This is a genomic window from Belnapia arida (genome assembly GCF_016773205.1).
Classification (GTDB): Bacteria; Pseudomonadota; Alphaproteobacteria; order Acetobacterales; family Acetobacteraceae; genus Belnapia; species Belnapia arida.
The window spans coordinates 1,360,801-1,382,910 of sequence record NZ_JAETWB010000001.1 but is presented as its reverse complement, the minus strand read 5'-3'; the positions used below and the strand labels follow the sequence as shown (position 1 = coordinate 1,382,910).

Here is a 22,110-nt window from a genome sequence, read left to right as displayed (position 1 = left end):
CTTGGCGACGGGGGGAGGCGCCCCCTATAACCCCTCGAACGGAAGGGCCGTCCCCGGTCGGGCGAGCCTTGCTGGCGGCTGGAGATTGCGCCTCATGGACTACGCGGATGCGCGCAAGCGCATGGTGGACGGACAGCTTCGCCCCAACAAGGTGACCGATCCCCGCCTGCTGGAGGCGATGCGCGACCTACCGCGCGAGCGCTTCCTCCCCCCTGCCGCCATCCCGCGGGCCTACACCGACGAGGACATCCCGCTCCCCGGTGGCCGCGCGATGATCGAGCCGATGGTGCTCGCCCGCCTGGTCCAGCTCGCCGCGGTGCGTCCCGGCGACCGCGCCCTGATCGCCGGCGCTGGCACCGGCTACGGTGCCGCCGTGCTGGCCCGCATGGGCGCCCGCGTCACCGCCCTCGAGGCCGATGCGCCGCTGCTCGAGATCGCCCGCGCCGCCCTGCCGGCCTGCCTGCCCGCCGGCACGGTGCGGCTGGAGGCGGCCGACCCGGCCCAGGGCTTCGCCGCCGCCGCGCCCTATGACATCGTCATGATCGAGGGGGAGATCCCGGAGATTCCACCGGCCTTCGCCGAGCAACTGGCCGAAGGTGGCCGTCTGGTCGCGGTCATCGGCATCGGGCGCCGCCAGGGCAAGGCCGTGCTTGGGCGCAAGCTCGGCGGCAGCCTCACCACCGTCACCGCCTTCGACTGCGCGACGGCTGCCCTGCCGGCCTTTGCCCACCGCCCCGGCTTCGTCTTTTGAAGTTCAGCATCCTCGCAACGAAGGCGCTGGTGCTGTAGGACGTTCTTAATATTGCTCCGCAAGGATCAGGTTACGATGAACTGGACCCGTCCCTTTCCGGTGCTGACCGCCGCGCTGCTCGCCCCGGCCGGGCTTGTCGCGCTGGCGCCGCAGGCCGGGGCGCAGACCCTGGCGGATGCGCTGGCCCAGGCCTATGCCAACAACCCTGCACTGCTGGCCGCCCGCGCCCAGCTTCGCGCAGTCGACGAGAACGTGCCCCAGGCGTTGGCCGGCTGGCGCCCAACCGTCTCCATCACCAACAGCTTCGGCTATGCCGATGGCCGTGTCCGCAGCCTGACCCAGGCGTTTGACCCGAACACGGGCGGCGCCCGTCAGGTTGGCGTCAGCAGCCACAACGACCGGACGGTTGCCACCAACACGGTCACCGTCACCCAGCCGATCTTCCGCGGCGGCCGCACGGTCGCCACCACCCGGCGGGCGGAGAGCCAGGTGCTCGCCCAGCGCGCCCGCCTGCTGGCGACCGAGCAGCAGGTGATGCAGGACACGGTGACGGCCTATGTCGGCGTCATCCGTGACCAGGAGCTGCTGCGCCTCAACATCAACAACGAGCAGGTGCTGACCGAGCAGCTGCGCGCCACCAACGAGCGCTTCCGCGTCGGCGAGATCACCCGCACAGACGTCGCCCAGGCCGAGTCGCGCCTTGCCGGCGCTCGCTCCCAGCGCGCCCAGGCCGAGGGCAACCTGCAGATCTCCCGTGCCACCTTCCAGCGCCTGGTCGGCCTCCCGCCCGGCGCGTTGATCGCGCCCCAGCCGCTCCGCGTGCCGCTCCGCACCAGCCAGGAAGTGGCCCAGGCCGCGGCAGCCAACAACCCGAATGTCGTCGCCGCCCTCTTCGACGAGGTCGGGGCGCGGGACAACGTCAACATCCAGACCTCCGCCCTGGCGCCAACGCTCAGTGTCAGCACCCAGGCCGGGCGGAACGACAACAACCTCACCAATCACACCCGCCAGACCTTCGCCCAGGTAACGGCCAACCTGACCGTGCCGCTCTACCAGGGCGGCGCCGAATACTCCGCCATCCGCCAGGCCCGGCAGAGCGCCCAGCAGGCCCGCCAGACGGTCGACGACCAGCGCCGCACCGTCGTCCAGCAGGCGACCCAGGCCTGGGAGCAGCTGCAGAGCTCGCGGGCCCAGGTCGAGAGCGTCCGCGCCCAGATCCGCGCCGCCGAGATCGCCCTCGACGGCGTCCAGCGCGAGGCGATCGTCGGCAGCCGCACCACCCTGGACGTGCTGAATGCCGAGCAGGAGTTGCTGAATGCCCGCACCAGCCTGGTCCAGGCCCTCTCGACCGTTGTCCAGCAATCCTATGCGCTGGCGGCGACCATCGGACGGCTGACCGCGAGCGATCTCGGTCTCGCGGTCGATACCTATGACATGCGCGCCTATTACAATGAGGTGCGCAACCGCTGGATCGGCTTCGGCGACTATTCGGGCGTGGCGGAGCGCCGCTGATGGCCGAGGAGCGGCCGGCCCCGCCGGGTGGGTCCCCCGCCGATCCGAGCATGGAGGACATCCTCGCCTCCATCCGCCGCATCCTCAACGAGGACGAACCCGGCAAGGCCGCGGGCCCGGACGCGCCGGAGCCGGCGGAGCCCCTCACACTGACCGAGGAGATGCTGGTGCAGGAGCCGACAGCGGCGCCGGCGGCACCTCCCCCTGCGCCGCCCCTTCCGGCCGAGCCGCTCCCCGACGCTCGAGTGTCCGAGCCGGAACCAGCGCCGCCCCCCATGCTCGCCGCTGGCCAGCCCCCGTCCGAGCCGGAGCCTCCGCCCGAGCATCCGCCGGCCGAGACGCTGATCGCCCCGGCCGTGGCCGCCGCCGCCACTGCAGCCATCGGCACCCTGATCCGCGCCGTCTCCCAGGATCGCGGCGCCGCGGTCACCCGCGGCGGTCCGAGCATCGAGGATGTGGTGCGGGAGGAGCTCCGCCCCCTGCTGAAGGACTGGCTCGACCAGCACCTTCCCGCCCTGGTCGAGCGCCTGGTCCGCGCCGAGATCGAGCGCGTCGTCGGCCGCGCCCTGGGCTGAACCGCGACGCCCCTTGACGGCGCCCGTCCGGCAGGGGACGGATGCGCCCATGCTGGACAAGACCCTCACCCCGGGCAGCTTCGAAACCCGCCTCTATGAAGGCTGGGAGAGCTCGGGCGCCTTCGCCTGCGACCCTGCCTCGGCCGCCACGCCCTTCACCATCATGATCCCTCCGCCGAACGTCACCGGCAGCCTGCACATGGGTCATGCGCTCACCTTCACCATCCAGGACATGCTGGTCCGCTGGCGGCGGATGCAGGGGAGGGACGCGCTCTGGCAGCCCGGCACCGACCATGCCGGCATCGCCACGCAGATGGTGGTCGAGCGGCTTCTGGCGAGCGAGGGCAAGCAGGACCGGCGCAGCATGGGCCGCGCCGCCTTCCTCGACCGCGTCTGGCAATGGAAGGCTGAGTCGGGCGGCACCATCACCAAGCAGCTCCGCCGCCTCGGGGCCAGCCTCGACTGGCCGCGCGAGCGCTTCACCATGGACGAGGGCCTGTCCAAGGCCGTCCGCGAGGTCTTCGTCACCCTGCACCGCCAGGGGCTGATCTACCGCGACCGCCGCTTGGTGAACTGGGACCCGAAGCTGCAGACGGCGATCTCCGACCTTGAGGTCGAAAGCCGCGAGGTCAAGGGCAGCCTCTGGCACATCCGCTACCCCGTCGAGGGCGGCGGCGAGATCGTGGTGGCGACCACGCGCCCGGAGACCATGCTCGGTGACACCGCCGTCGCCGTCCATCCGGAGGATGCCCGCTTCACGGCCCTCGTCGGCAAGCGGGTCATCCTGCCGCTGACGGGCCGCCACATCCCCATCGTCGCCGACGAGTATTCGGACCCGGAGAAGGGTACCGGTGCGGTGAAGATCACCCCCGCGCACGACTTCAACGATTTCGAGGTCGGCCGCCGCCACGACCTGCCGATGCCCTCCGTCCTCGATGCCGAGGCGCGGATCGACCTCGTCGAGCTCCGCCCCGACCTCGGCGCCGAGGCCGACACGGCCTTCCTCGACAGCCTCCAGGGCATGGACCGCTTCGCCGCCCGCAAGGCGATCGTCACCCGCCTCGATGAGCTTGGCCTCCTTGTCCAGACCGAGCCCCACACCCATCAGGTCCCGCATGGCGACCGCGGCGGCGTGCCCCTGGAACCGCGCCTGACCATCCAGTGGTATGCCGATGCGGCGACCCTGGCGAAGCCCGCCATCGAGGCGGTCGAGACCGGCCGCACCCAATTCGTCCCGAAGCAGTGGGAGAACACCTTCTTCGCCTGGATGCGCGACATCCAGCCTTGGTGCGTCTCCCGCCAGCTCTGGTGGGGCCACCAGATCCCCGCCTGGTACGCCCCGGACGGCACCGTCTTCGTCGAACGCACCGAGGAGGAGGCGAAGGCCGCCGCCCGCGCCCAGTTCGGCAAGGACGTCGCGTTGGAGCGCGACCCGGACGTGCTCGACACCTGGTTCAGCAGCGCGCTCTGGCCCTTCTCGACGCTCGGCTGGCCCGACAAGACGCCGGAACTCGCCCGCTACTACCCGGGCGACGTGCTGGTCACCGGCTTCGACATCATCTTCTTCTGGGTAGCCAGGATGATGATGATGGGCATCCATTTCATGGGCGATGTCCCCTTCCGCCACGTCTACATCCACGGCCTCGTCCGCGACGAGAAGGGCCAGAAGATGTCGAAGTCGAAGGGGAACGTCATGGACCCCCTGGAGCTGATCGACGCCTATGGCGCCGACGCGCTCCGCTTCACCATCTGCGCGCTGACCGGCCCCGGCCGCGACGTGAAGCTCGGTCGCAAGCGCGTCGAGGACTACCGCAGCTTCGCCACCAAGCTGTGGAACGCCGCCCGCTTCTGCGAGATGAACGGTATCGCGCCTCAGCCCAGCTGGGATCCGACGGCCGCCCGCACGCCGCTCGCCCGCTGGGTTCTCGACGCTGCCAACACCGCCGTCGCCGAGGCGACCGCTGCACTCGAAGCCTACCGCTTCGACGACTACGCCGCCGCCTCCTACCGCTTCGTCTGGGGCAGCTTCTGCGACTGGTTCCTCGAATTTGCCAAACCCGTCTTCAACGGCCCTGACGGTGCCGAGAAGGAAGAGGTGAAGGGTGCCGCGCAATACGTGTTGGGCCTGATTCTCCGCCTGCTCCACCCGGCGATGCCCTTCGTCACGGAAGAGCTGTGGGACCGCTTCGGCTACGGCCCGGAATGCAGCCTGATCCGCGCCCCCTGGCCCGAGCCCGTCCCCGTCGCCGAGGCCGCCTCCGCCCGTGAGGAGCTGGACTGGATCGTCCGCCTCATCAGCGAACTCCGCGCCGTCCGCGCCGAGGTGAACATCGCCCCCTCTGTCACCACGCCGCTGCTGGTGAAGGACACCGCGCCGGAGAATCTCGCGCGCGCCGACCGCTGGATCGAGGCCGTCCGCCGCCTCGGCCGCGTCACCGAGATCGTGCCGCTCGCGGGCGAGGCGCCGAAGGGCGTCGCCCAGGCCGTGCTCGGCGAGGCGACGCTGATTCTGCCGCTGGCCGGCGTCATCGACTTCGCCGGCGAACGCGCCCGCCTCGCCAAGGACCGCGCCAAGGCCGAGGCCGAGGCGAGGAAGGTGGAGGCGAAGCTCGCCAATGCCGATTTCGTCGCCCGCGCTAAGGAGGGGGTCGTCACGGAGAACCGCGAGCGCCTTGCCAACTTTCAAGCCGAGATGGCGCGCCTTGACGCGGCGATGGCCCGCATCGCCGACTAGAAGCCTGATCTCGAAGTCCCTCGGTCTTCGAGATCAGGCTGCCCGGCTTTACGGCCTGCAGCGGTTGCGAGCAGGCCGCGCCGCACCGTTTCGTATCCCTTGCCGGCATCGGCCGCCGCGGCGGTGAGCCAAGGCCGCCCCGCAGGCGTTGAGGCGGCGGAGGGGCATTCCGCCCGTCCGGGAAAGGAACCACTCGAATGGCAAGGATGAACCGCGATCGCGGAGGTGCGATGCCACTGCTTGCCGCCGGGCTGCTGGCGGGGGTGGCCGGCGTCGCCGCCATGACGCTCGGGGAGAAGCTGGAGCAGGCGGTGACCGGCCGCCCGAACTCCTTCGTGCCCGCGCATACGCTGCAACGCCTGCTCGGCCGTCCAGCGCGCCCCGACCGCGAGCGGCAGGGCCTCAACTGGGCCATGCATTGGGGGCAGGGCATCCTGCTCGGCCTGGTCCGCGCGGTGATGGCACGGGGCGGCGTCGGCGGGCCCTTTGGCTCCTTCCTCTTCCTGAACCTGCGCCTGCTGAACGACCAGAGCCTGGAGAACGCCACCGGCATCGGCGCGCCGCCCTGGACCTGGCCGCGCGACGAGCAGGTGGTCGATCTGCTGCACAAGGCCGTCTATGCCTTTGCCGCTGGCGCGGTCGCCGACCGGCTGATCACGGGGCGGGCCTCGCCGGGGACAGGGAGGCATGAGCCGGCAAACTGGCGGCGCGTCGATCACGCTGCGCGCTCGGCCGCCCTGCGGCGGGCCGCCTGAGCAGTCATTCCGCCGGGATGCCGTGATCGCAGGCGGCGTTGCGGCGTTCGCTCCCCTATCAGGGGAGACACTGCATGCCGGCTCAACGCCTGCCACTCGCTCTCGGCGTCCTTGGCTTCGCCCTCGGCGGCTTCTTCGACGGCATCCTGCTGCACCAAGTGCTGCAATGGCATCACTTCCTCAGCCTCGTCGGCGGCGAGGCGTTGCGCGACATCCGTGTACAGATCCTTTGGGACGGGCTGTTCCACGTTGCCGTCTACGCCATCGCGCTGCTCGGCCTGGGCCTGCTCTGGCGGGCCCGGTCGGGGCTCGGCGAGTTGCGTGGGTTGCGGCTGCTCGGCTGGGCGCTGCTCGGCTTCGGCATCTGGCAGCTGGTCGATGTGGTCGGCTTCCACTGGATCGTCGGCATCCACCGCATCCGGGTGGACGTGCCGAACCCGCTGGCCTGGGATATCGGCTGGCTCGCTGTCATCGGCCTGCCGCCGCTGCTGGCCGGGGCGTGGCTGCTGCGGCGCGGCGACGCGGGGCCGCCTGGCCGTGGCGGGTTGCGGGTAGCGGCGATGCTGGCGCTGGCCGTCATCGGTGCGGCGCCGGTGGCGGCGCTGCCGCCCACGGATGCCACCACAGCCCTGGTCCTGTTCCGGCCGGGGATGGGCCTCGAAGGGGCCGTCGCAGCCGTCTCGGCTGCGGAGGGCCGCATCGTCTGGGCCGATGCCTCGGGCGAACTGGTCGCGGTTGATCTCGGCGAGGCCGGCAGCGCCTGGACGCTCTACCGCCGCGGCGCCATGCTGGTCGGCACCGGCTTGCCGGTAGCGAATTGCCTCGGCTGGTCGCGGATCTGACGGGGCGGCAGGCGCCGCACAGCGGCACCTGCCATCTCCGCTTGCCTTATCCGGAGACTTTGCGACCCTCTCGGGTCAAACCGGAGGACACGCCATGACCGAATGGGACAAGTCGAAGCTCCCCAGCCGCCACACCACGGTCGGCCCCGAGCGCGCCCCGCACCGCAGCTACTACTACGCCATGGGCCTCACCGAGGCCGAGATCGCCCAGCCCTTCGTCGGCGTCGCCACCTGCTGGAACGAGGCGGCGCCCTGCAACATCGACCTCCACCGCCAGGCGCAGAGCGTCAAGACGGGGGTGAAGGCCGGCGGTGGCACGCCGCGGGAGTTCACCACCATCACCGTCACCGACGGCATCGCCATGGGTCACCAAGGGATGAAGTCCTCGCTCGCCTCGCGCGACGCCATCGCGGACACGGTGGAGCTGACGGTGCGCGGCCATTGCTACGACGCGCTGGTGGGCCTCGCCGGCTGCGACAAGTCGCTGCCCGGGATGATGATGGCGATGCTCCGCCTGAACATCCCCTCCGTCTTCATGTATGGCGGCTCGATCCTGCCGGGGACCTACAAGGGCCGCGACGTGACGGTCGTCGATGTCTTCGAGGCGGTCGGCCAGCACGCCGCCGGCAACCTCTCGGACGAGGACCTGCACGAGCTGGAATGCGTCGCTTGCCCCTCCGCCGGCGCCTGCGGCGGCCAGTTCACCGCCAACACCATGGCGACGGTCTCCGAGGCGATCGGCCTCGCGCTGCCCGGCTCCGCCGGCACGCCCGCCCCCTTCGAGGAGCGCGACCGCTGGGCCGCGGAGTCGGGCCGCGCGGTGATGGAGCTGGTGCGCCGCAATCTCCGCCCCCGCGACATCGTCACGCTGAAGTCGCTGGAGAATGCCGCCGTCATCGTCGGCGCGACCGGCGGCAGCACCAATGCCGGCCTGCACCTGCCCGCCATCGCGCATGAGGCCGGCCTGCGCTTCACGATGGACGACGTCGTCGCCATCATGCGCCGCACGCCCTACATCGCCGACCTCAAGCCGGGCGGGAAATACGTCGCCTACGACGTCCACAAGGTCGGCGGCATCCCCGTTATCATCAAGGCGCTGCTGGATGCCGGGCTGTTGCACGGCGACTGCATGACCGTCACCGGCAGGACGCTGGCCGAGAACCACGAGAGCGTTACCTTCCCGACGGATCAGGACGTCATCTACCCGGTGAGCCAGGCGCTCTCGCCCACAGGCGGCGTTGTTGGCCTCAAGGGCAACCTCGCGCCCGACGGCGCCATCGTGAAGGTCGCCGGGATGAAGACCCTCCGCTTCGAGGGCAGCGCCCTCTGCTTCGACAGCGAGGAGGAGGCCTTCCAGGCCGTCGAGCAGCGCGCCTACAAGCCGGGCGACGTCATCGTCATCCGCTACGAGGGGCCGAAGGGCGGGCCAGGCATGCGCGAGATGCTCTCCACCACTGCCGCCATCTACGGCCAGGGCATGGGCGAGGGCGTGGCTCTCATCACCGATGGCCGCTTCAGCGGCGCCACGCGCGGCTTCTGCATCGGCCATGTCGGGCCGGAGGCGGCGGTCGGCGGTCCCATCGCCCTGCTGCGCAATGGAGACCGCATCGTCATCGACGCCGAGAAGGGAACAATCGACATGCTGGTCGAGGAAGCGGAGCTTGCCCGCCGCCGTGCCGAGTGGAAGCCCCGCCCGACCGACTACAATGCCGGTGCCCTCTGGAAATACGCCCAGCTCGTAGGCCCGGCCCATCTCGGCGCCGTCACCCATCCGGGTGGCGCGGCCGAGACGCATTGCTACGCCGACCAATAGCGCGTGATCCGGCCGGTGAAGCCCAGGCCTTGCAGGGACTTCACCGGCCATGCCCCGCTTTCGTCACAGAGTCCGGGTTTCTATCGGCACCCGTCACAAGGAGTGAACGCGATGAAACGCTTCCTGCTGCCGCTGCTCCTGCTGCCGGCGCTCACCCTGCTCTCCGGCTGCGTCGTCGCGCCGGCGCGGCCCTATTACGGCCGGCCCTATTACACGCCGCCGCCGCCCCCGCCCGCCGTCTACTACGGCCGCCCCTACGGCTATGGCCACGGCTGGCGCCGCTGGTGAGGCTGGGCAGGGGCTTCTCGCCCGCTGGCGCCCAGCCTTTCCAGGCGCCGCGGCACGGCCTGAGCCCGCAGCGGCTGGCGGGGTAGGGCCGCTACCTCAACTCGACCCAGACCGGCGCATGGTCGCTCGGCTGGTCCTCCGACCGGGCAACAGTATCCACCCCGCACCCTGTCAGCCGCTCCGCCAGCTCCGGACTCAGCAGCGCATGGTCGATCCGCAGCCCGCGGTTCATGTTGAAGGCCGGCCCGTAATCCCAATAGGTGAAGGGCGCATCCCCCGGATGCAGCGCCCGCAGCGAATCGGTCATCCCGAGGTGGGTCATCGCCCGGAACCGCGCCCGGCTCTCAGGATGCACCAGCGCATCCGTCGCCGGCAGCGCCCCCGGGGAGAGGTCCGCCTCGGTCGGGCAGACATTGAAGTCGCCCAGCACTGCCACCGGCATGAAATTGTCGAGCCTTGCCGCCATCCAGTCCCGCAATCGCTCCATCCAGCGCAACTTGTACTGGAAGCCGGCCTCGCCCCCTGAATTCCCGTTTGGCAGATAGATCCCCGCCGCTTCCATCCCTGCCGCGCGTATCGAGACGAAGCGGGCATGGTCATCCTCCGCCTCGCCCGGCAGCGCGTCTCCGGTGATCTCGAATTCGACGCGCCCAAGCACCGCGACGCCATTGCGCCCGCCCGGCTGCCCGATCGCCTGGATGCGATACCCGCTCCCCTCGAACTCTGTGGCCGGGAATTCCTCCGTCTTGCACTTCAGCTCCTGGAGGAAGAGCAAATCCGGCTGGTGCCGCTCGAGGAGGCGCCGCACATGCGGCGCCCGGCGGCGGATCGAGTTCACGTTGAAGCTGGCAAGGCGGAGCATGGCCCCACCATCGCCGGAAGCGGCTGGCTTGGCCAGCCAGGATGGATGCCGCGGGAGGGGCCTCAGCCTACGGCGAAGCTCACCCCGCAGCCACAACCCGAAACCGCCTGCGGGTTGCGCACCACGAAATGCGCCCCGATCAGCGAGTCGTTCCACTCAAGCTGCGACCCCGCCAGCAGGTCGAGCGACACGCTGTCGATGAAGACCCGCACCCCGTCCGACTCGACGACGAGATCATCTTCCGCCGCGCTGTCCTCCAGCGCGAAGCCATACTGGAAGCCCGAGCACCCTCCAGCGCTCACCGAGACGCGGAGGCCTGCCTCCGGCCGTCCCTCACGGCGCGCGATCTCCGCCACCTCGGCGGCGGCGCGGGGGGTCACACGGAAACGGGGCAGGTCGGCACCATCGGGCATGGCAGGATCTCGATCAGCTTCGGCACCCAAGATAGGGTCGCCGCAGCCTGATTTCCAACCTCGCCTCCGCCCATGCTAGGCAGCCCTATGCCGTCCGAACCCCGCGCCCCCTGGGCCGTCGACCCCCGCCACTCCCGCGGCCGGCTGCATCCCGAACCCGCCGATGCCCGCTCCCCCTGGCAGCGCGACCGCGACCGCATCATCCACACCGGTGCCTTCCGCCGCCTGCAATACAAGACGCAGGTCTTCATTTTCCATGAAGGCGACTACTTCCGCACCCGCCTGACCCACAGCATCGAAGTCGCCCAGATCGCCCGCAGCCTGGCCCGCCGCCTCCGCCTCGACGAGGATCTGGCCGAGGCCCTGGCGCTCGCCCACGACCTCGGCCACCCGCCCTTCGGGCATGCGGGTGAGGAGGCGCTCGACAGCCAGATGCGTCCCTATGGCGGCTTCGACCACAACGCCCAGTCGCTGAAGGTCGTCACCACCCTCGAGGCCCGCTATGCCAGCTTCGACGGCCTCAACCTGTCCTGGGAGACGCTGGAAGGCCTCGCCAAGCATAACGGGCCCCTCCGCCGCCCCTCGGCCTTCATCGCCGAGTACGACCGCCGCCACCCTCTCGACCTGCTGACCCATGCCTCCGCCGAGGCCCAGGTCGCCGCCCTGTCCGACGATATCGCCTACAACAACCACGACCTCGATGACGGCATCCGCGCCCGCATCCTCACCGTCGAGGAGATCGCCGGCCTTCCCTTGGTCGGCGACGCCTATCGCGAGGTCCTTGCCCTCCACCCCGGAATCGCCCGCGACCGCCTGGTGACCGAGACCGTCCGCCGCGTCATCAACCTGATGATCCAGGACGTGGTGGAGGAGGCGACCCGCCGCATCGCCGCCCTCGGCCCGCGGAGCGCTGACGACATCCGCGCCGCCGCCGAGCCGGTGATCGCCTTCTCACGCCCCATGGCCGAGGCGAACCAGGTGATCCGCCACTTCCTCTTCACCCGCCTCTACCGCCACTGGCGGGTGAACCGGGCGATGCAGAAGTCGAAGCGGGTGAGCCAGCTCCTTTTCCAGCTCCTCCACGGCGGCCCGCAGATGCTGCCCGACGACTGGCGGGAGCGGGCAGGGGAGGCGGGCAGCCCGACCTGCGCCCGCGTCGTCTGCGACTACATCGCCGGCATGACCGACCGCTATGCGCTGGAGGAGCACCGCCGCCTGACGGACCCGAACATCCCCGGGTGACGCCGGTGTTTCCACTCAGGACGATCGCAGGCTAAACCGCAGCGCAGCATGACCAGCACCGACATCTTCGCGGCCCTTCGCGCCCGCGCCATCGCCGCCCTGCGGGACCTTCTGCCGGAACTGCCCGAGGACGCCTTCGCCAAGGTGCAGATGGAGCCGCCGCGCGACCCGAGCCATGGCGACATGGCGACCAACGCCGCCCTCGTCGTGGCCAAGCCCGCCCGCCAGCCCCCGCCGAAGCTGGCCGCCGCCCTCGCCGAGCGCCTCGCAGCCCTGCCCGAGGTCGAATCCGCAGCCCCCGCCGGCCCCGGCTTCGTCAACCTCCGCCTGCGCGAGGGCTTCCTCCGTGCCCAGCTCCCGGTGATCCTGGAAGCCGCCGAGGCCTATGGCGACAGCGCCATCGGCGCCGGCCGCAGGGCCGACGTCGAATACGTCTCCGCCAACCCGACCGGCCCCATGCATGTCGGCCATTGCCGCGGCGCCGTGGTGGGCGACGCGCTCGCCAACCTGCTCGACAAGGCCGGCTGGGCGGTGACCAAGGAGTACTACATCAACGATGCCGGGGCGCAGGTGCAGGCCCTCGCCTGGGCCGCCTACTGGCGCTACCTCCAGGCCCTCGGCACGATGCTGACCGAGGAGGAATACGCCGCCAACATCCCCGGCGGCCTGCAATACCGCGGCGAATACCTCATCCCCGTAGGCGAGGCGCTGAAATCCCGCTACGGCGACGCCCTCGCCCCCGGCGCTCTCCCGGCCGACCCGGCGCTCTGGCTCGACACCGTCCGCCCCTTCACGGTCGAGGCGATGATGGCCGAGATCCGTCAGGACCTCGCCGCCCTCGGCGTCCGCCACGACGTCTTCGTCAGCGAGGCGGAGCTGGTCCGCGCCGGCGTCGCCGACCGCGCCATCGCCACCCTCGCCGAGCGCGGCCTCGTCTATGAGGGCGTGCTCGAGCCCCCCAAGGGCAAGACGCCGGACGACTGGGAGCCGCGCCCGCAGACCCTCTTCGCCTCCACCCGCTTCGGCGACGACGTGGACCGCCCGCTCCGCAAGTCGGACGGCAGCAACACCTATTTCGCCAACGACATCGGCAACCATGGCGACAAGCTGGCCCGCGGCTTCGACGAGCTGGTCCATGTCTGGGGCGCCGACCATGGCGGCTACATCAAGCGCATGCAGGCCGCCGTCTCGGCCCTCTCGGCCGACCGCCCGGTCCCGCTCGACGTGGTGCTGACCCAGATCGTCAAGGTGATGAAGGGCGGCGAGCCGGTGCGGATGAGCAAGCGCGCCGGCACCTATGTCACGCTGGCCGACCTCATCGAGGAGGTCGGCCGCGACGCCGTCCGCTTCACCATGCTGACCCGCAAGGCCGATGCGCAGATGGAGTTCGACCTCGACAAGGTGGTCGAGCAGTCGCGCGAGAATCCGGTCTTCTACGTGCAGTATGCCCATGCCCGTTGCCGCAGCGTCCTCCGCAGCGCCGGCGACCCTTCTGATCTGGCCGAGGCTCCGCTCGATTCGCTGGCCGATCCGGCCGAGCTGGCCCTGATCCGCCGCCTCACCGCCTGGCCGCGCACCGTGGAATCCGCCGCGCTGGCCCGCGAGCCGCACCGCATCGCCTTCTTTCTCCATGACTTGGCCGGCGATTTTCACGTATTGTGGAACAGGGGACGAGAGGACACGACCCTCCGCTTCATCCGGGGGGATGAGCCGGAGGCGACGCGGGCGAGGCTCGCGCTGGTTGCCGCGACGGCGACGGTCATCCGCTCGGGCCTCAGGGTGATGGGGGTCACGCCCGTCGAGGAGATGCGGTGAGCGATATCACGGTTCCATCCTGGCGCGCCCGGCCGGCCGAGCCGGGCCCCAACTGGCGCATGCTGGCGGTCGCGGGCGGGTTGCTCGGCACCGTCGCCGTGGGCGGCGCGGCCTATTGGGGCATCTCCCGCATGGGGCCCCGGGTCGTGCCGACCATCGAGGCGGATGCGCGCCCGGTGAAGATCAAGCCGGACGCCCCCGGTGGCCTCGTCGTGCCGAACCAGGACCAGCTGGTGCTGGAGCCGCCCTCGGTCCGCCGCGCCGCCGAGCGCAGCGTGACGGCGACCTCCCGCCTCGATCGCGGCCCGGAAAGCCCCGCGCTCGACCTGCTTCGCCAGCAGGCCGCCCCGCCGGCGCCTACGCCCCAGGCCGCGGCACCGGAACCCGTCCCGCCGCCCGTCGCCGCCGCGCCCGTACCTGCCCCGGTCGTCGCCGCACCGATGGCGCCACCTGCGCCGCCGCGTCCTGCGCCCGTCGCCGCACCAGCCAATCCGGCCATCGCGCCGGCGGCCAATGGCCGGGCTATGGTCCAGCTTGCCGCCCTCAGCTCCGAGGAATCCGCTCGCGGCGAGTGGGAACGCCTGCAACAGCGCATCCCCGAACTGGCCGCCTTCCAGCCGGTGATCTCCCGCTTTGACCGCGATGGGAAGCCGCCTCTCTTCCGCCTTCGTGCCGGCGGCCTCGCCAATGCCGCTGCCGCCCGCGCCCTTTGCGCCGCGGTGCAGGCCAAGGCCGCTCCCTGCAACCCCATCGGGGGCTGACCTACGCATGACCCGGCCGCGCGCCGCCATCATCGGCCTTTCCGGCCATGTGCTGACGGAGGATGAGCGGGCAGTGCTGCACGCCACGCCCCCGCTCGGCGTGATCCTCTTCGCCCGTAACATCGTCGATCCCGCGCAGCTCCGTGCCCTCACGGCCTCCATACGCGAGGAGCTGGGCGAAGCCGCCCCCATCCTGGTCGACCAGGAGGGCGGCCGCGTCGCCCGCCTTCGCGCCCCGCATTGGCCCGACTTCCCGCCCGCCGCCCGCTTCGAGGGCGCCCCGGCCGAGGCCGCCCGCGCCAACGCCGCGCTCAACGGGCTGGTTTGCCGCGAGGCCGGCTTCGACGTGGTCTGCGCCCCGGTGCTCGACCTGCGGATGCCCGGCGCCCATGGCATCGTCGGCGACCGCGCCTTCAGCGACGACCCGGAGGAGGTCGCCCGCCTCGGCCTCGCCTGGGCCGAGGGCCTCCAGCAGGCCGGATGCATCCCGGTGGTGAAGCACATCCCCGGCCATGGCCGTGCCATGGTCGACAGCCATTACGAGTTGCCCCGCGTCACCGCCCCGCGCGAGATGCTGGTCGAGGATTGCGGCCCCTTCGCCGCCCTGGCCGACATCGCCGCCTGGGCCATGACCGCGCATATCGTCTATGAGGAGCTGGACCCGGAGCGCCCGGCCACCCTCTCGCCGCTGGTCATCGGCCAGGTAATCCGCCGCGCCATCGGCTTCCAGGGCGTGTTGGTCACCGACGACCTCTGCATGAAGGCGCTGGAGGGCGAGCCCGGCGAGCTTGCCGCCGCCTCGATCACCGCCGGCTGCGACCTCGTCCTCCACTGCAACGGCGTGCTGGAGGACAGCGCCGCCGTCCTCGCCGGCTGCCCGGCGCTTAGCGATGCGGCCGAGGCCCGGCTGGCCGAGACCCGCGCCCGGGTCCTGGCCACCCGTCAGTCCCTCGATCCCGCCGGCCTGCTCGCCCTCCGGGACGCCCGGCTCACGGCCGCCGCGTGACCGAGGGCTTCGGCTGGCTGCCGGAGCTGGTGGCCGCGGTGCTCGCCTCGGTCCTGGCGATCACCCTGCACGAGGCGGCGCATGGCTATGCAGCGCTTGCGCTCGGCGACCCGACGGCGAAGCTGGCCGGGCGCCTCAGCCTCAACCCGCTCCGCCATGTCGACCCGGTCGGCACCGTGCTGCTTCCCGGCATCCTGCTGCTCGGCCAGTTGCTGACCCTCGGCCGCGTCGAGTTCATGTTCGGCTGGGCGAAGCCGGTGCCGGTGAACATCCGGGCGCTGCGCCACCCGCGGCAGGGGATGATGCTGGTGGCCGCCGCCGGCCCGCTGATGAATTTCGGCCTGGCCCTCATTGCCGGCCTGCTGATCCACCCGCTGGTCGCGCTCGACGGCACGGCGCCGCGCGAGGCTCTCTTCGCGGGCCTGCGCTTCGTGCAGTATGCGATCCTCGCCAATCTGGTCCTCGGCCTGTTCAACCTGCTGCCCATCCCGCCGCTCGATGGCGGGCGGATCGTCACGGGCCTGTTGCCCCGGGCCCTGGCGCTGCCCTACATGCGGCTGGAGCGCTGGGGCATCCTCATCGTACTCTTCGCCGTCTTCCTGCTGCCCCGGGTCGCGGAAGGCTACGACCCGGTCGGCTGGGCACTGCGCCATGTCGTCGCCCAGGCCTTCGACCTCGTGCTGACGCTCACGGGCAATGGGGGAGGGGGCGAATGACCCAGCCGGTCCTGCATCTCCGCCTCGACGGATTCGAAGGGCCGCTCGACCTGCTGCTCGATTTGGCACGGGCGCAGAAGGTCGATCTCGAGAAGATCTCCATCATCGCCCTCGTCGACCAGTTCCTCGCCGTGCTGGAGCAGGCCCGCCGCGTCCGCCTGGAGCTGGCCGCCGATTGGTTGGTGATGGCCGCCTGGCTCGCCTGGCTGAAGTCGCGCCTGCTGGTCCCGCCCGACCCGGCCGAGGAGGTCGATGCCGAAGCCCTCGCCTCCGCGCTCACCGACCGCCTCGCCGAGCTGGAGCGGATGCGCCTCGCCGCCGCTTGGCTCGCCCGGCGCGACCAGCTCGGCCGCGAGGTCTTCGGCCGCGGCGCCGCTGAGCAGCTTCGCATCGAGGACCGCAGCGGCATCAACGCCGACCTGCCCGCCCTGCTCCAGGCCTATGCCGCCGCCCGCCGCCGGGCGCTCGCCCGCCGCCCCTACACGCCGAAGCACCGTAAGCTCTGGACGGTGCAGGATGCGCTCGCCCGGCTCGGCCGGCTGATCGGCGCCCTGCCGGACTGGGCAGTGCTGCACCGCTTCCTTCCCGAAGGCCTGACCGATCCCGTCGAGCAGCGCGCCGCTCTCGCCAGCACCCTCATCGCCGCCCTTGAGACCGCCCGCGGCGGCGCCATCGAATTGCAGCAGGACCGGGCCTTCGGCCCCATCCTGGTCCGCCGCGCCGCCCCGACCGAAGCGATCCCCGATGTCCGAGCCGCCTGAGCCCGCCGAGCCTTCAGCCGAGCCCCCGGCCGAAGCCTTGCCCGAATCCCTGGCCGAACCCCTGGCCGAACCTACCGCCGAGCCGGTTGCGGAGGCGGACCCGGCCCTCTTCGCCCATGCGCTGCGCATCGCCGAGGCGCTGATCTTCGCCAGCGACCGCCCCGTCGCGCCCGCCCGGCTGGCCCAGGCCCTACCCCCTGGCATCGACCCCCGTGCCGTCATTACCTCGTTGATGGCGACCACCGCCGGCCGTCCGGTCGGATTGGTCGAGGTCGCCGGCGGCGTCGCCTTCCGCACCGCGCCCGAGCTGGCGCCCGCGATCACCAAGGTGGTCGAGGTTCCCCGCCGCCTGCCACGGGTGGCGATGGAGACGCTCGCCATCATCGCCTACCACCAGCCCGCGACCCGCGCCGAGATCGAGGAAATTCGGGGCGCTTCCCTCTCGCAATCGACGCTTGAAGCCCTGCTGGAGATGGGGTTCATCGCCCCACGCGGCCGCAAGGAGGTCCCCGGCCGCCCGAGCCTCTGGGGCACCACCCCCCGCTTCCTCGAGCAGTTCGGCCTGAAGACGCTGACCGACCTGCCGCGCCGCGAGGAGTTAGTGAGCGAGCCGGCCCCGCCGCTCTCCGCATGAGCCTCCGCCTCAGCGGCATCCGCCACGCCTATGGGGCGCGGAAGGTCCTGCGCGGCATCGACCTGGAGGTCGCAGCCGGCGAGATCCTCTGCCTCCTCGGCCCCTCGGGTGACGGCAAGACGACGCTGCTCCGCCTCGTCGCCGGGCTTGAGCCGCTCCAGGCCGGGCGCATCGCCCTGGACGACACCCAGCTGGCGGAGCCGGGCCGCGAACTGCCGCCCGAGGCCCGGCGGGTCGGCTTCGTCTTCCAGGACTACGCGCTCTTCCCCCACCTGACCGTCGCCGGCAACGTCGCCTTCGGCCTCGGCGCCACCCCGCGTGGCGAGCGCGCCTGGCAGGTGGCCGAGGCCCTGGCCCGGGTTGGGCTGGAGGCGCTCGCCAACGCCTATCCCCACACGCTCTCCGGCGGCCAGCAGCAGCGGGTGGCGCTTGCCCGGGCGCTCGCCCCCCGCCCGCGCGCCCTGCTGCTCGACGAGGCCTTCGCCAGCCTCGACGCAAGGCTCCGCGAGCAGGTGCGGGACGACACGCTGCATGTCCTGCAATCCGCCGGCATCCCCGCCCTCATCGTCACCCATGACGCGGAGGAAGCGATGTTTCTCGCCGACCGCATCGCCATCATGCAGGAGGGCAGGGTGGTCCAGCTCGGCACGCCGGAGGATCTCTATCTCCGCCCCGCCAACCCCTTTGTCGCCACCTTCCTCGGCGAGGTGAACCGCCTGCCCGCCCAGGTCCGCGCCGGCCGGGCCGAGACCGCCCTCGGCCCGCTTCCCTGCACCATGCCCGATGGCCCGGCCGAACTCCTCCTCCGCCCCGAAGGCCTCTGCCTCGGCGCTGCCGAAGGCCCCACGGCCCGCATCGAGGCCTGCCGCCTGCTCGGCGCCACCAGCCTCGCCCATCTCGCCCTGCCGGACGGGGCGGGTGGCACGCTCCATCTGCATGCCCGGCTGCCGCCCGGCCTGTGGCTCCGGCGTGGAGAGGAGGTGAAGCTCGCGTTGGATCCCGAACGGGCCTTCGTATTCCCGGCCCCCGCTCCCTAGATTGGCGTGGCCGGGCTATCCTGCTAACGGAGGCGGCCCGCGCGACGAGGCGGAGCCGGAGACACGATGTTCGATCTAGCCTGGTCCGAGATTGCCCTGATCGGCGTGGTGGCGCTCGTCGTCATCGGCCCGAAGGACCTGCCCGAGGCCATCCGCGGCATCGCACGCGGCATCGCCAAGCTGCGCCGCATGGCCAGCGAGTTCCAGGGCCAGGCCGACGAGCTGGTCCGCGAGGCCAATCTCGACGAGGTGCGGCAGTCGATCAACGAGATCCGCCGCTTCAACGTCCGCGACGAGCTCACCAGGGCAGTGGACAAGGACGGCTCCATCCGGAAGACCTTCACCGAGGACCCGCTGAAGCCGAGCTACACGCCGCCGCCAGCGCCAACTCCGGCGCCGGCCGCCGAGAGCTTCGGCCCGCCGGCCCCCGAGCCGCCGCGCCCGGCCGCCCCGGCCTTCATCCCGCCGGGTGCCGTGCCCACGGCCGCTGCGCCGCCGGCCCCGCCCGCCTTCGTGCCGCCGGCCGACCCGGCCCCGGCCCAACCGCCCCAACAGAGCTGAGCACCCACGCCCGTGCCGCGCGACCCGGACGATTCCATCGACGACAAGCCGATGCCGCTGCTCGATCACCTGATGGAGCTGCGCACGCGGCTGCTCTGGTCGGTCGGCGCCTTCGCCATCGCCTTCGCCGTCTGCTACTACTTCTCTGCCCAGATCTACGGCTTCCTCGCCCGCCCGCTCGCCGACATCCTGCAGAACCAGGGCGGCGGCGAGCGGCGGATGATCTTCACCGCCCTCTACGAGGCCTTCTTCACCTATCTGAAGGTCGCCTTCTTCGGCGCGGTCTTCTTCAGCTTCCCGATGTGGGCGACGCAGGTCTGGCTGTTCGTGGCACCTGGCCTCTACCGTAGCGAGAAGCGGGCGATCACGCCCTTCCTCGTCGCCTCGCCCTTCCTCTTCGTCATGGGCGCGGCGCTGGCCTACTACTTCATCTTCCCGCTCGCCTGGCACTTCTTCATCACCTTCGAGACGCCGCCGGGCGAGGGTGCGCTGCCGATCCAGCTCGAGGCCAAGGTCAGCGAGTACCTCTCGCTGGTCATGCAGATGATCCTCGCCTTCGGCATCGCCTTCCAGCTGCCGGTGCTGCTGACGCTGCTCTGCCGTGTCGGCATCCTGAGCGTCGAGACGCTGAGGAAGGGCCGCCGCTACGCCATCGTCGGGATGTTCGTGTTCGCCGCGGTGATCACGCCGCCCGATGTCATCAGCCAGATCGGCCTCGCGGTGCCGATGATCGCCCTTTACGAGATCTCAATCCTCGCCGCGACCTGGATGGGGCGAAAGAAGGACGGCGGGACGAAGACCTGACCCATGCATGACATCCGTGCCCTTCGCGCCGACCCGGCCGGGTTCGACGCCGCCATGGCCCGCCGGGGCCTCGCCCCGGTGAGTGCCGAACTCCTCGCCCTGGATGCAGTCCGCCGTGAGGAGCTGACGCGCCAGCAGGAGGCACTTTCCCGCCGCAACGAGCTGGCGAAGCAGATCGGCCTGCGGAAGCGCAAGGGCGAGGACACCGCCGCGTTGGAGGAGGAGGCCCGCGACCTACGCCAGCGCCTCGAAGCCTTCGAGACCCAGCGCTTCGAGATCGACGACCGCCTCGCCTCCCTCCCCGGTATCCTCGATGCGGACGTCCCCGATGGCCGCGACGAGTCGGACAACGTCGTCCTGCACCAGCATGGCGAGCCGCCACGGCCGAATTTCACGCCGAAGCAACACTTCGAGCTGGGCGAGGCCCTCGGCCTGATGGATTTCGCCGCCGCCTCCAAGCTGGCCGGCGCCCGCTTCACCGTGCTCCGCGGCGCCCTCGCCCGGCTGGAGCGCGCCCTCGGTCAGTGGATGCTGACGCTCCATGCGACGGAGCACGGCTATACCGAGACGTCGGTGCCGTATCTCGTCAACGCCGCCAGCATGTACGGCACCAGCCAGCTGCCGAAATTCGAGGAAGACCTCTTCAAGACGACCGATGGCCGCTACCTCATCCCGACCGCCGAGGTGCCGCTGACCAACCTGGTCCGCGACGAGATCGTCCCCGAGGCGGCGCTGCCCTTCCGCTACACCGCGCTCTCGCCGAGCTTCCGCTCCGAGGCCGGCAGCGCCGGGCGGGACACGCGCGGCATGCTCCGCCAGCACCAGTTCCACAAGGTCGAGATGGTCTCCGTCACCCGCCCCGAGGACAGCGCCGCCGAGCATGAGCGGATGACACGCTGCGCGGAGCGGGTGCTGACCGAGCTTGGGCTTACATGGCGCCGCGTGGTGCTATGCGCCGGCGATACTGGCTTCAGCGCGGCGAAGACCTATGACCTCGAGGTCTGGCTGCCGGGCCAGGGGGCGTGGCGGGAGATTTCCTCCTGCTCCAATTGCCGCGACTTCCAGGCCCGCCGCATGAACGCGCGCATGAAGCCGAGCGAGGGCAAAGGCAACGTCTTCCTGCACACGCTGAACGGCAGCGGCGTCGCCGTCGGCCGCGCGCTGATCGCGGTGATGGAGACGCACCAGCAGGCGGATGGCAGCGTTGTCATCCCCGAGGTACTGTGCCCCGGAATGGGTGGCCTGGACCGCATCTCTTGACTCGTGGTTTCCAAAAGCCTTTCGGCCTTTGGTGAGGGAGCTTGAGGGGGCAAGGCCCCCTCAAGCTCAGGCCGCGACGCCCATCCTCCCCGCCAGATCCTGGATGAACTGCCAGGCCACCCGCCCCGACCGCCCGCCGCGCGTCACCGACCACTCATTCGCCTGCCGCCTGATCTCCTCCTCACCGACCTCGAGCCCCAGCGCCCGCGCATAGCCCTCGACCATGGCGAAGTAGGTCGGCTGGTCGCAATTGTGGAAGCCGAGCCACAGCCCGAACCGGTCGCTGAGCGAGACCTTCTCCTCCACCGCCTCGCCCGGGTTGATGGCGGTGCTGCGCTCGTTCTCGATCATGTCTCGCGACATCAGGTGGCGCCGGTTGCTGGTCGCGTAGAACAGCACATTCGCCGGCCGCCCCTCGATCCCGCCATCGAGCACGCTCTTCAGCGCCTTGTAGTCGGCATCCTCCCGCTCGAAGGAAAGGTCGTCGCAGAAGACGAGGCAGCGTCGCGCCTGCCCGCGCAGGATATTCAGCAGCGCCGGCAGGCTGCGGATATCCTCCCGCTGGATCTCGATCAGCGCGAGGCTCCCTGGCCGCTCCGCCAGCGCCGCGGCATGGGCGGCCTTGACGAGGGAGGACTTCCCCATCCCGCGCGCGCCCCAGAGCATCACGTTGTTGGCCGGGAAGCCGCGGGCGAAGCGCAGCGTGTTCTCGAGCAGGATGCCCTTCTGCCGGTCGACGCCCTGCAACAGCCCGATCTCGACCCGCGCCACCTTTGCCACCGGCGCCAGCCGCGCCACCGGCTCCGGATGCCAGACGAAGGCATCCGCGCCCTCCAGCGAGGGCGCGGGCGGCGGCGGCGGCGCCAGGCGCTCCAGCGCTTCGGCGATGCGGGCGAGCAGGGCGGTGTCCATGGGGTATTCCAGTCAGGAGGGGCCGATACGGGGAAGGCTTGACGGGCGGGGGGCGA

Annotated in this window: 22 protein-coding genes; 19 read left to right on the top strand and 3 right to left on the bottom strand. The window is 71.0% G+C overall.

Annotation, left to right across the window (positions count from 1 at the left end; all coding sequences use genetic code 11):
• Positions 1-94: 94 nt before the first annotated feature.
• The 8 genes from JMJ56_RS06835 (at position 95) to JMJ56_RS06800 (ending at position 9,270) form a co-directional block, all read left to right on the top strand.
• Positions 95-751, top strand: a complete 657-nt coding sequence (locus tag JMJ56_RS06835; RefSeq protein WP_202830801.1) for a protein-L-isoaspartate O-methyltransferase family protein — start codon at positions 95-97, stop codon at positions 749-751.
• A 75-nt stretch (positions 752-826) separates the two neighbouring features.
• The gene (locus JMJ56_RS06830) at positions 827-2,263 is read left to right on the top strand and encodes a TolC family outer membrane protein (protein ID WP_202830800.1); all 1,437 of its coding nucleotides are present in this window, start codon (positions 827-829) and stop codon (positions 2,261-2,263) included.
• A complete protein-coding gene (locus tag JMJ56_RS35230; protein ID WP_328702289.1) occupies positions 2,263-2,838 on the top strand; it encodes a DUF2497 domain-containing protein in 576 nt (191 codons plus the stop codon). Before JMJ56_RS06830 ends, JMJ56_RS35230 begins: the two co-directional genes overlap by 1 nt.
• 49 nt (positions 2,839-2,887) lie before the next feature.
• The gene (locus JMJ56_RS06820; RefSeq protein WP_202830799.1) at positions 2,888-5,572 is read left to right on the top strand and encodes a valine--tRNA ligase; all 2,685 of its coding nucleotides are present in this window, start codon (positions 2,888-2,890) and stop codon (positions 5,570-5,572) included.
• Positions 5,573-5,802: 230 nt separating this feature from the next.
• Positions 5,803-6,327 carry a hypothetical protein gene (locus JMJ56_RS06815; RefSeq protein ID WP_202830798.1) on the top strand — a complete coding sequence of 175 codons (525 nt, stop codon included), beginning with the start codon at positions 5,803-5,805 and terminating at the stop codon, positions 6,325-6,327.
• 74 nt (positions 6,328-6,401) lie between these two features.
• Complete coding sequence (locus tag JMJ56_RS06810; RefSeq protein ID WP_202830797.1) at positions 6,402-7,169, top strand: DUF2243 domain-containing protein; 768 nt, start codon at positions 6,402-6,404, stop codon at positions 7,167-7,169.
• Positions 7,170-7,263: 94 nt separating this feature from the next.
• On the top strand, positions 7,264-8,982 hold the full coding sequence (gene ilvD / locus JMJ56_RS06805) for a dihydroxy-acid dehydratase (protein WP_202830796.1): 1,719 nt from the start codon (positions 7,264-7,266) through the stop codon (positions 8,980-8,982).
• Between the two features lie 111 nt (positions 8,983-9,093).
• Complete coding sequence (locus JMJ56_RS06800; RefSeq protein WP_202830795.1) at positions 9,094-9,270, top strand: hypothetical protein; 177 nt, start codon at positions 9,094-9,096, stop codon at positions 9,268-9,270.
• A gap of 91 nt (positions 9,271-9,361) precedes the next feature.
• Here the strand turns inward: JMJ56_RS06800 and JMJ56_RS06795 are convergent, their stop codons facing one another.
• Together JMJ56_RS06795 and erpA are read right to left on the bottom strand one after the other, a co-directional pair.
• Positions 9,362-10,132, bottom strand: a complete 771-nt coding sequence (locus tag JMJ56_RS06795; protein WP_202830794.1) for an exodeoxyribonuclease III — start codon at positions 10,130-10,132, stop codon at positions 9,362-9,364.
• A gap of 62 nt (positions 10,133-10,194) precedes the next feature.
• The gene (erpA, locus tag JMJ56_RS06790) at positions 10,195-10,545 is read right to left on the bottom strand and encodes an iron-sulfur cluster insertion protein ErpA (RefSeq protein ID WP_202830793.1); all 351 of its coding nucleotides are present in this window, start codon (positions 10,543-10,545) and stop codon (positions 10,195-10,197) included.
• Between the two features lie 87 nt (positions 10,546-10,632).
• Between erpA and JMJ56_RS06785 the strand changes: the two genes are divergently transcribed.
• The 11 genes from JMJ56_RS06785 (at position 10,633) to serS (ending at position 21,142) form a co-directional block, all read left to right on the top strand.
• The gene (locus JMJ56_RS06785; protein WP_202830792.1) at positions 10,633-11,787 is read left to right on the top strand and encodes a deoxyguanosinetriphosphate triphosphohydrolase; all 1,155 of its coding nucleotides are present in this window, start codon (positions 10,633-10,635) and stop codon (positions 11,785-11,787) included.
• Positions 11,788-11,835: 48 nt separating this feature from the next.
• The gene (gene argS / locus JMJ56_RS06780) at positions 11,836-13,602 is read left to right on the top strand and encodes an arginine--tRNA ligase (protein WP_202830791.1); all 1,767 of its coding nucleotides are present in this window, start codon (positions 11,836-11,838) and stop codon (positions 13,600-13,602) included.
• The gene (locus JMJ56_RS35225; RefSeq protein WP_202830790.1) at positions 13,599-14,363 is read left to right on the top strand and encodes an SPOR domain-containing protein; all 765 of its coding nucleotides are present in this window, start codon (positions 13,599-13,601) and stop codon (positions 14,361-14,363) included. Before argS ends, JMJ56_RS35225 begins: the two co-directional genes overlap by 4 nt.
• A 7-nt stretch (positions 14,364-14,370) precedes the next feature.
• Positions 14,371-15,369 (top strand): beta-N-acetylhexosaminidase, encoded by a 999-nt coding sequence (gene nagZ, locus JMJ56_RS06770; protein ID WP_202830789.1) that lies wholly within the window; start codon positions 14,371-14,373, stop codon positions 15,367-15,369.
• Positions 15,366-16,085: a site-2 protease family protein gene (locus JMJ56_RS06765; RefSeq protein ID WP_202830788.1), complete on the top strand. Its 720-nt coding sequence runs from the start codon at positions 15,366-15,368 to the stop codon at positions 16,083-16,085. The genes nagZ and JMJ56_RS06765 overlap by 4 nt, the downstream gene beginning before the upstream one ends.
• Positions 16,082-16,846 carry a segregation and condensation protein A gene (locus JMJ56_RS06760; RefSeq protein WP_202830787.1) on the top strand — a complete coding sequence of 255 codons (765 nt, stop codon included), beginning with the start codon at positions 16,082-16,084 and terminating at the stop codon, positions 16,844-16,846. Before JMJ56_RS06765 ends, JMJ56_RS06760 begins: the two co-directional genes overlap by 4 nt.
• Positions 16,830-17,480 (top strand): SMC-Scp complex subunit ScpB, encoded by a 651-nt coding sequence (scpB, locus tag JMJ56_RS06755; protein WP_202830786.1) that lies wholly within the window; start codon positions 16,830-16,832, stop codon positions 17,478-17,480. The genes JMJ56_RS06760 and scpB overlap by 17 nt, the downstream gene beginning before the upstream one ends.
• Entirely contained in the window at positions 17,477-18,517 is a 1,041-nt protein-coding gene (locus tag JMJ56_RS06750; RefSeq protein ID WP_202830785.1) for an ABC transporter ATP-binding protein, read from the top strand. Before scpB ends, JMJ56_RS06750 begins: the two co-directional genes overlap by 4 nt.
• Before the next feature lie 66 nt (positions 18,518-18,583).
• On the top strand, positions 18,584-19,078 hold the full coding sequence (tatB, locus tag JMJ56_RS34790) for a Sec-independent protein translocase protein TatB (protein ID WP_202830784.1): 495 nt from the start codon (positions 18,584-18,586) through the stop codon (positions 19,076-19,078).
• Between the two features lie 12 nt (positions 19,079-19,090).
• Positions 19,091-19,882, top strand: a complete 792-nt coding sequence (gene tatC, locus JMJ56_RS06740) for a twin-arginine translocase subunit TatC (protein ID WP_328702288.1) — start codon at positions 19,091-19,093, stop codon at positions 19,880-19,882.
• Between the two features lie 3 nt (positions 19,883-19,885).
• Positions 19,886-21,142, top strand: coding sequence for a serine--tRNA ligase (gene serS, locus JMJ56_RS06735; protein WP_202830783.1), 1,257 nt, complete (start codon positions 19,886-19,888; stop codon positions 21,140-21,142).
• A gap of 66 nt (positions 21,143-21,208) precedes the next feature.
• Here the strand turns inward: serS and JMJ56_RS06730 are convergent, their stop codons facing one another.
• Positions 21,209-22,054: an ATP-binding protein gene (locus JMJ56_RS06730; RefSeq protein ID WP_202830782.1), complete on the bottom strand. Its 846-nt coding sequence runs from the start codon at positions 22,052-22,054 to the stop codon at positions 21,209-21,211.
• Positions 22,055-22,110 lie beyond the last annotated feature (56 nt).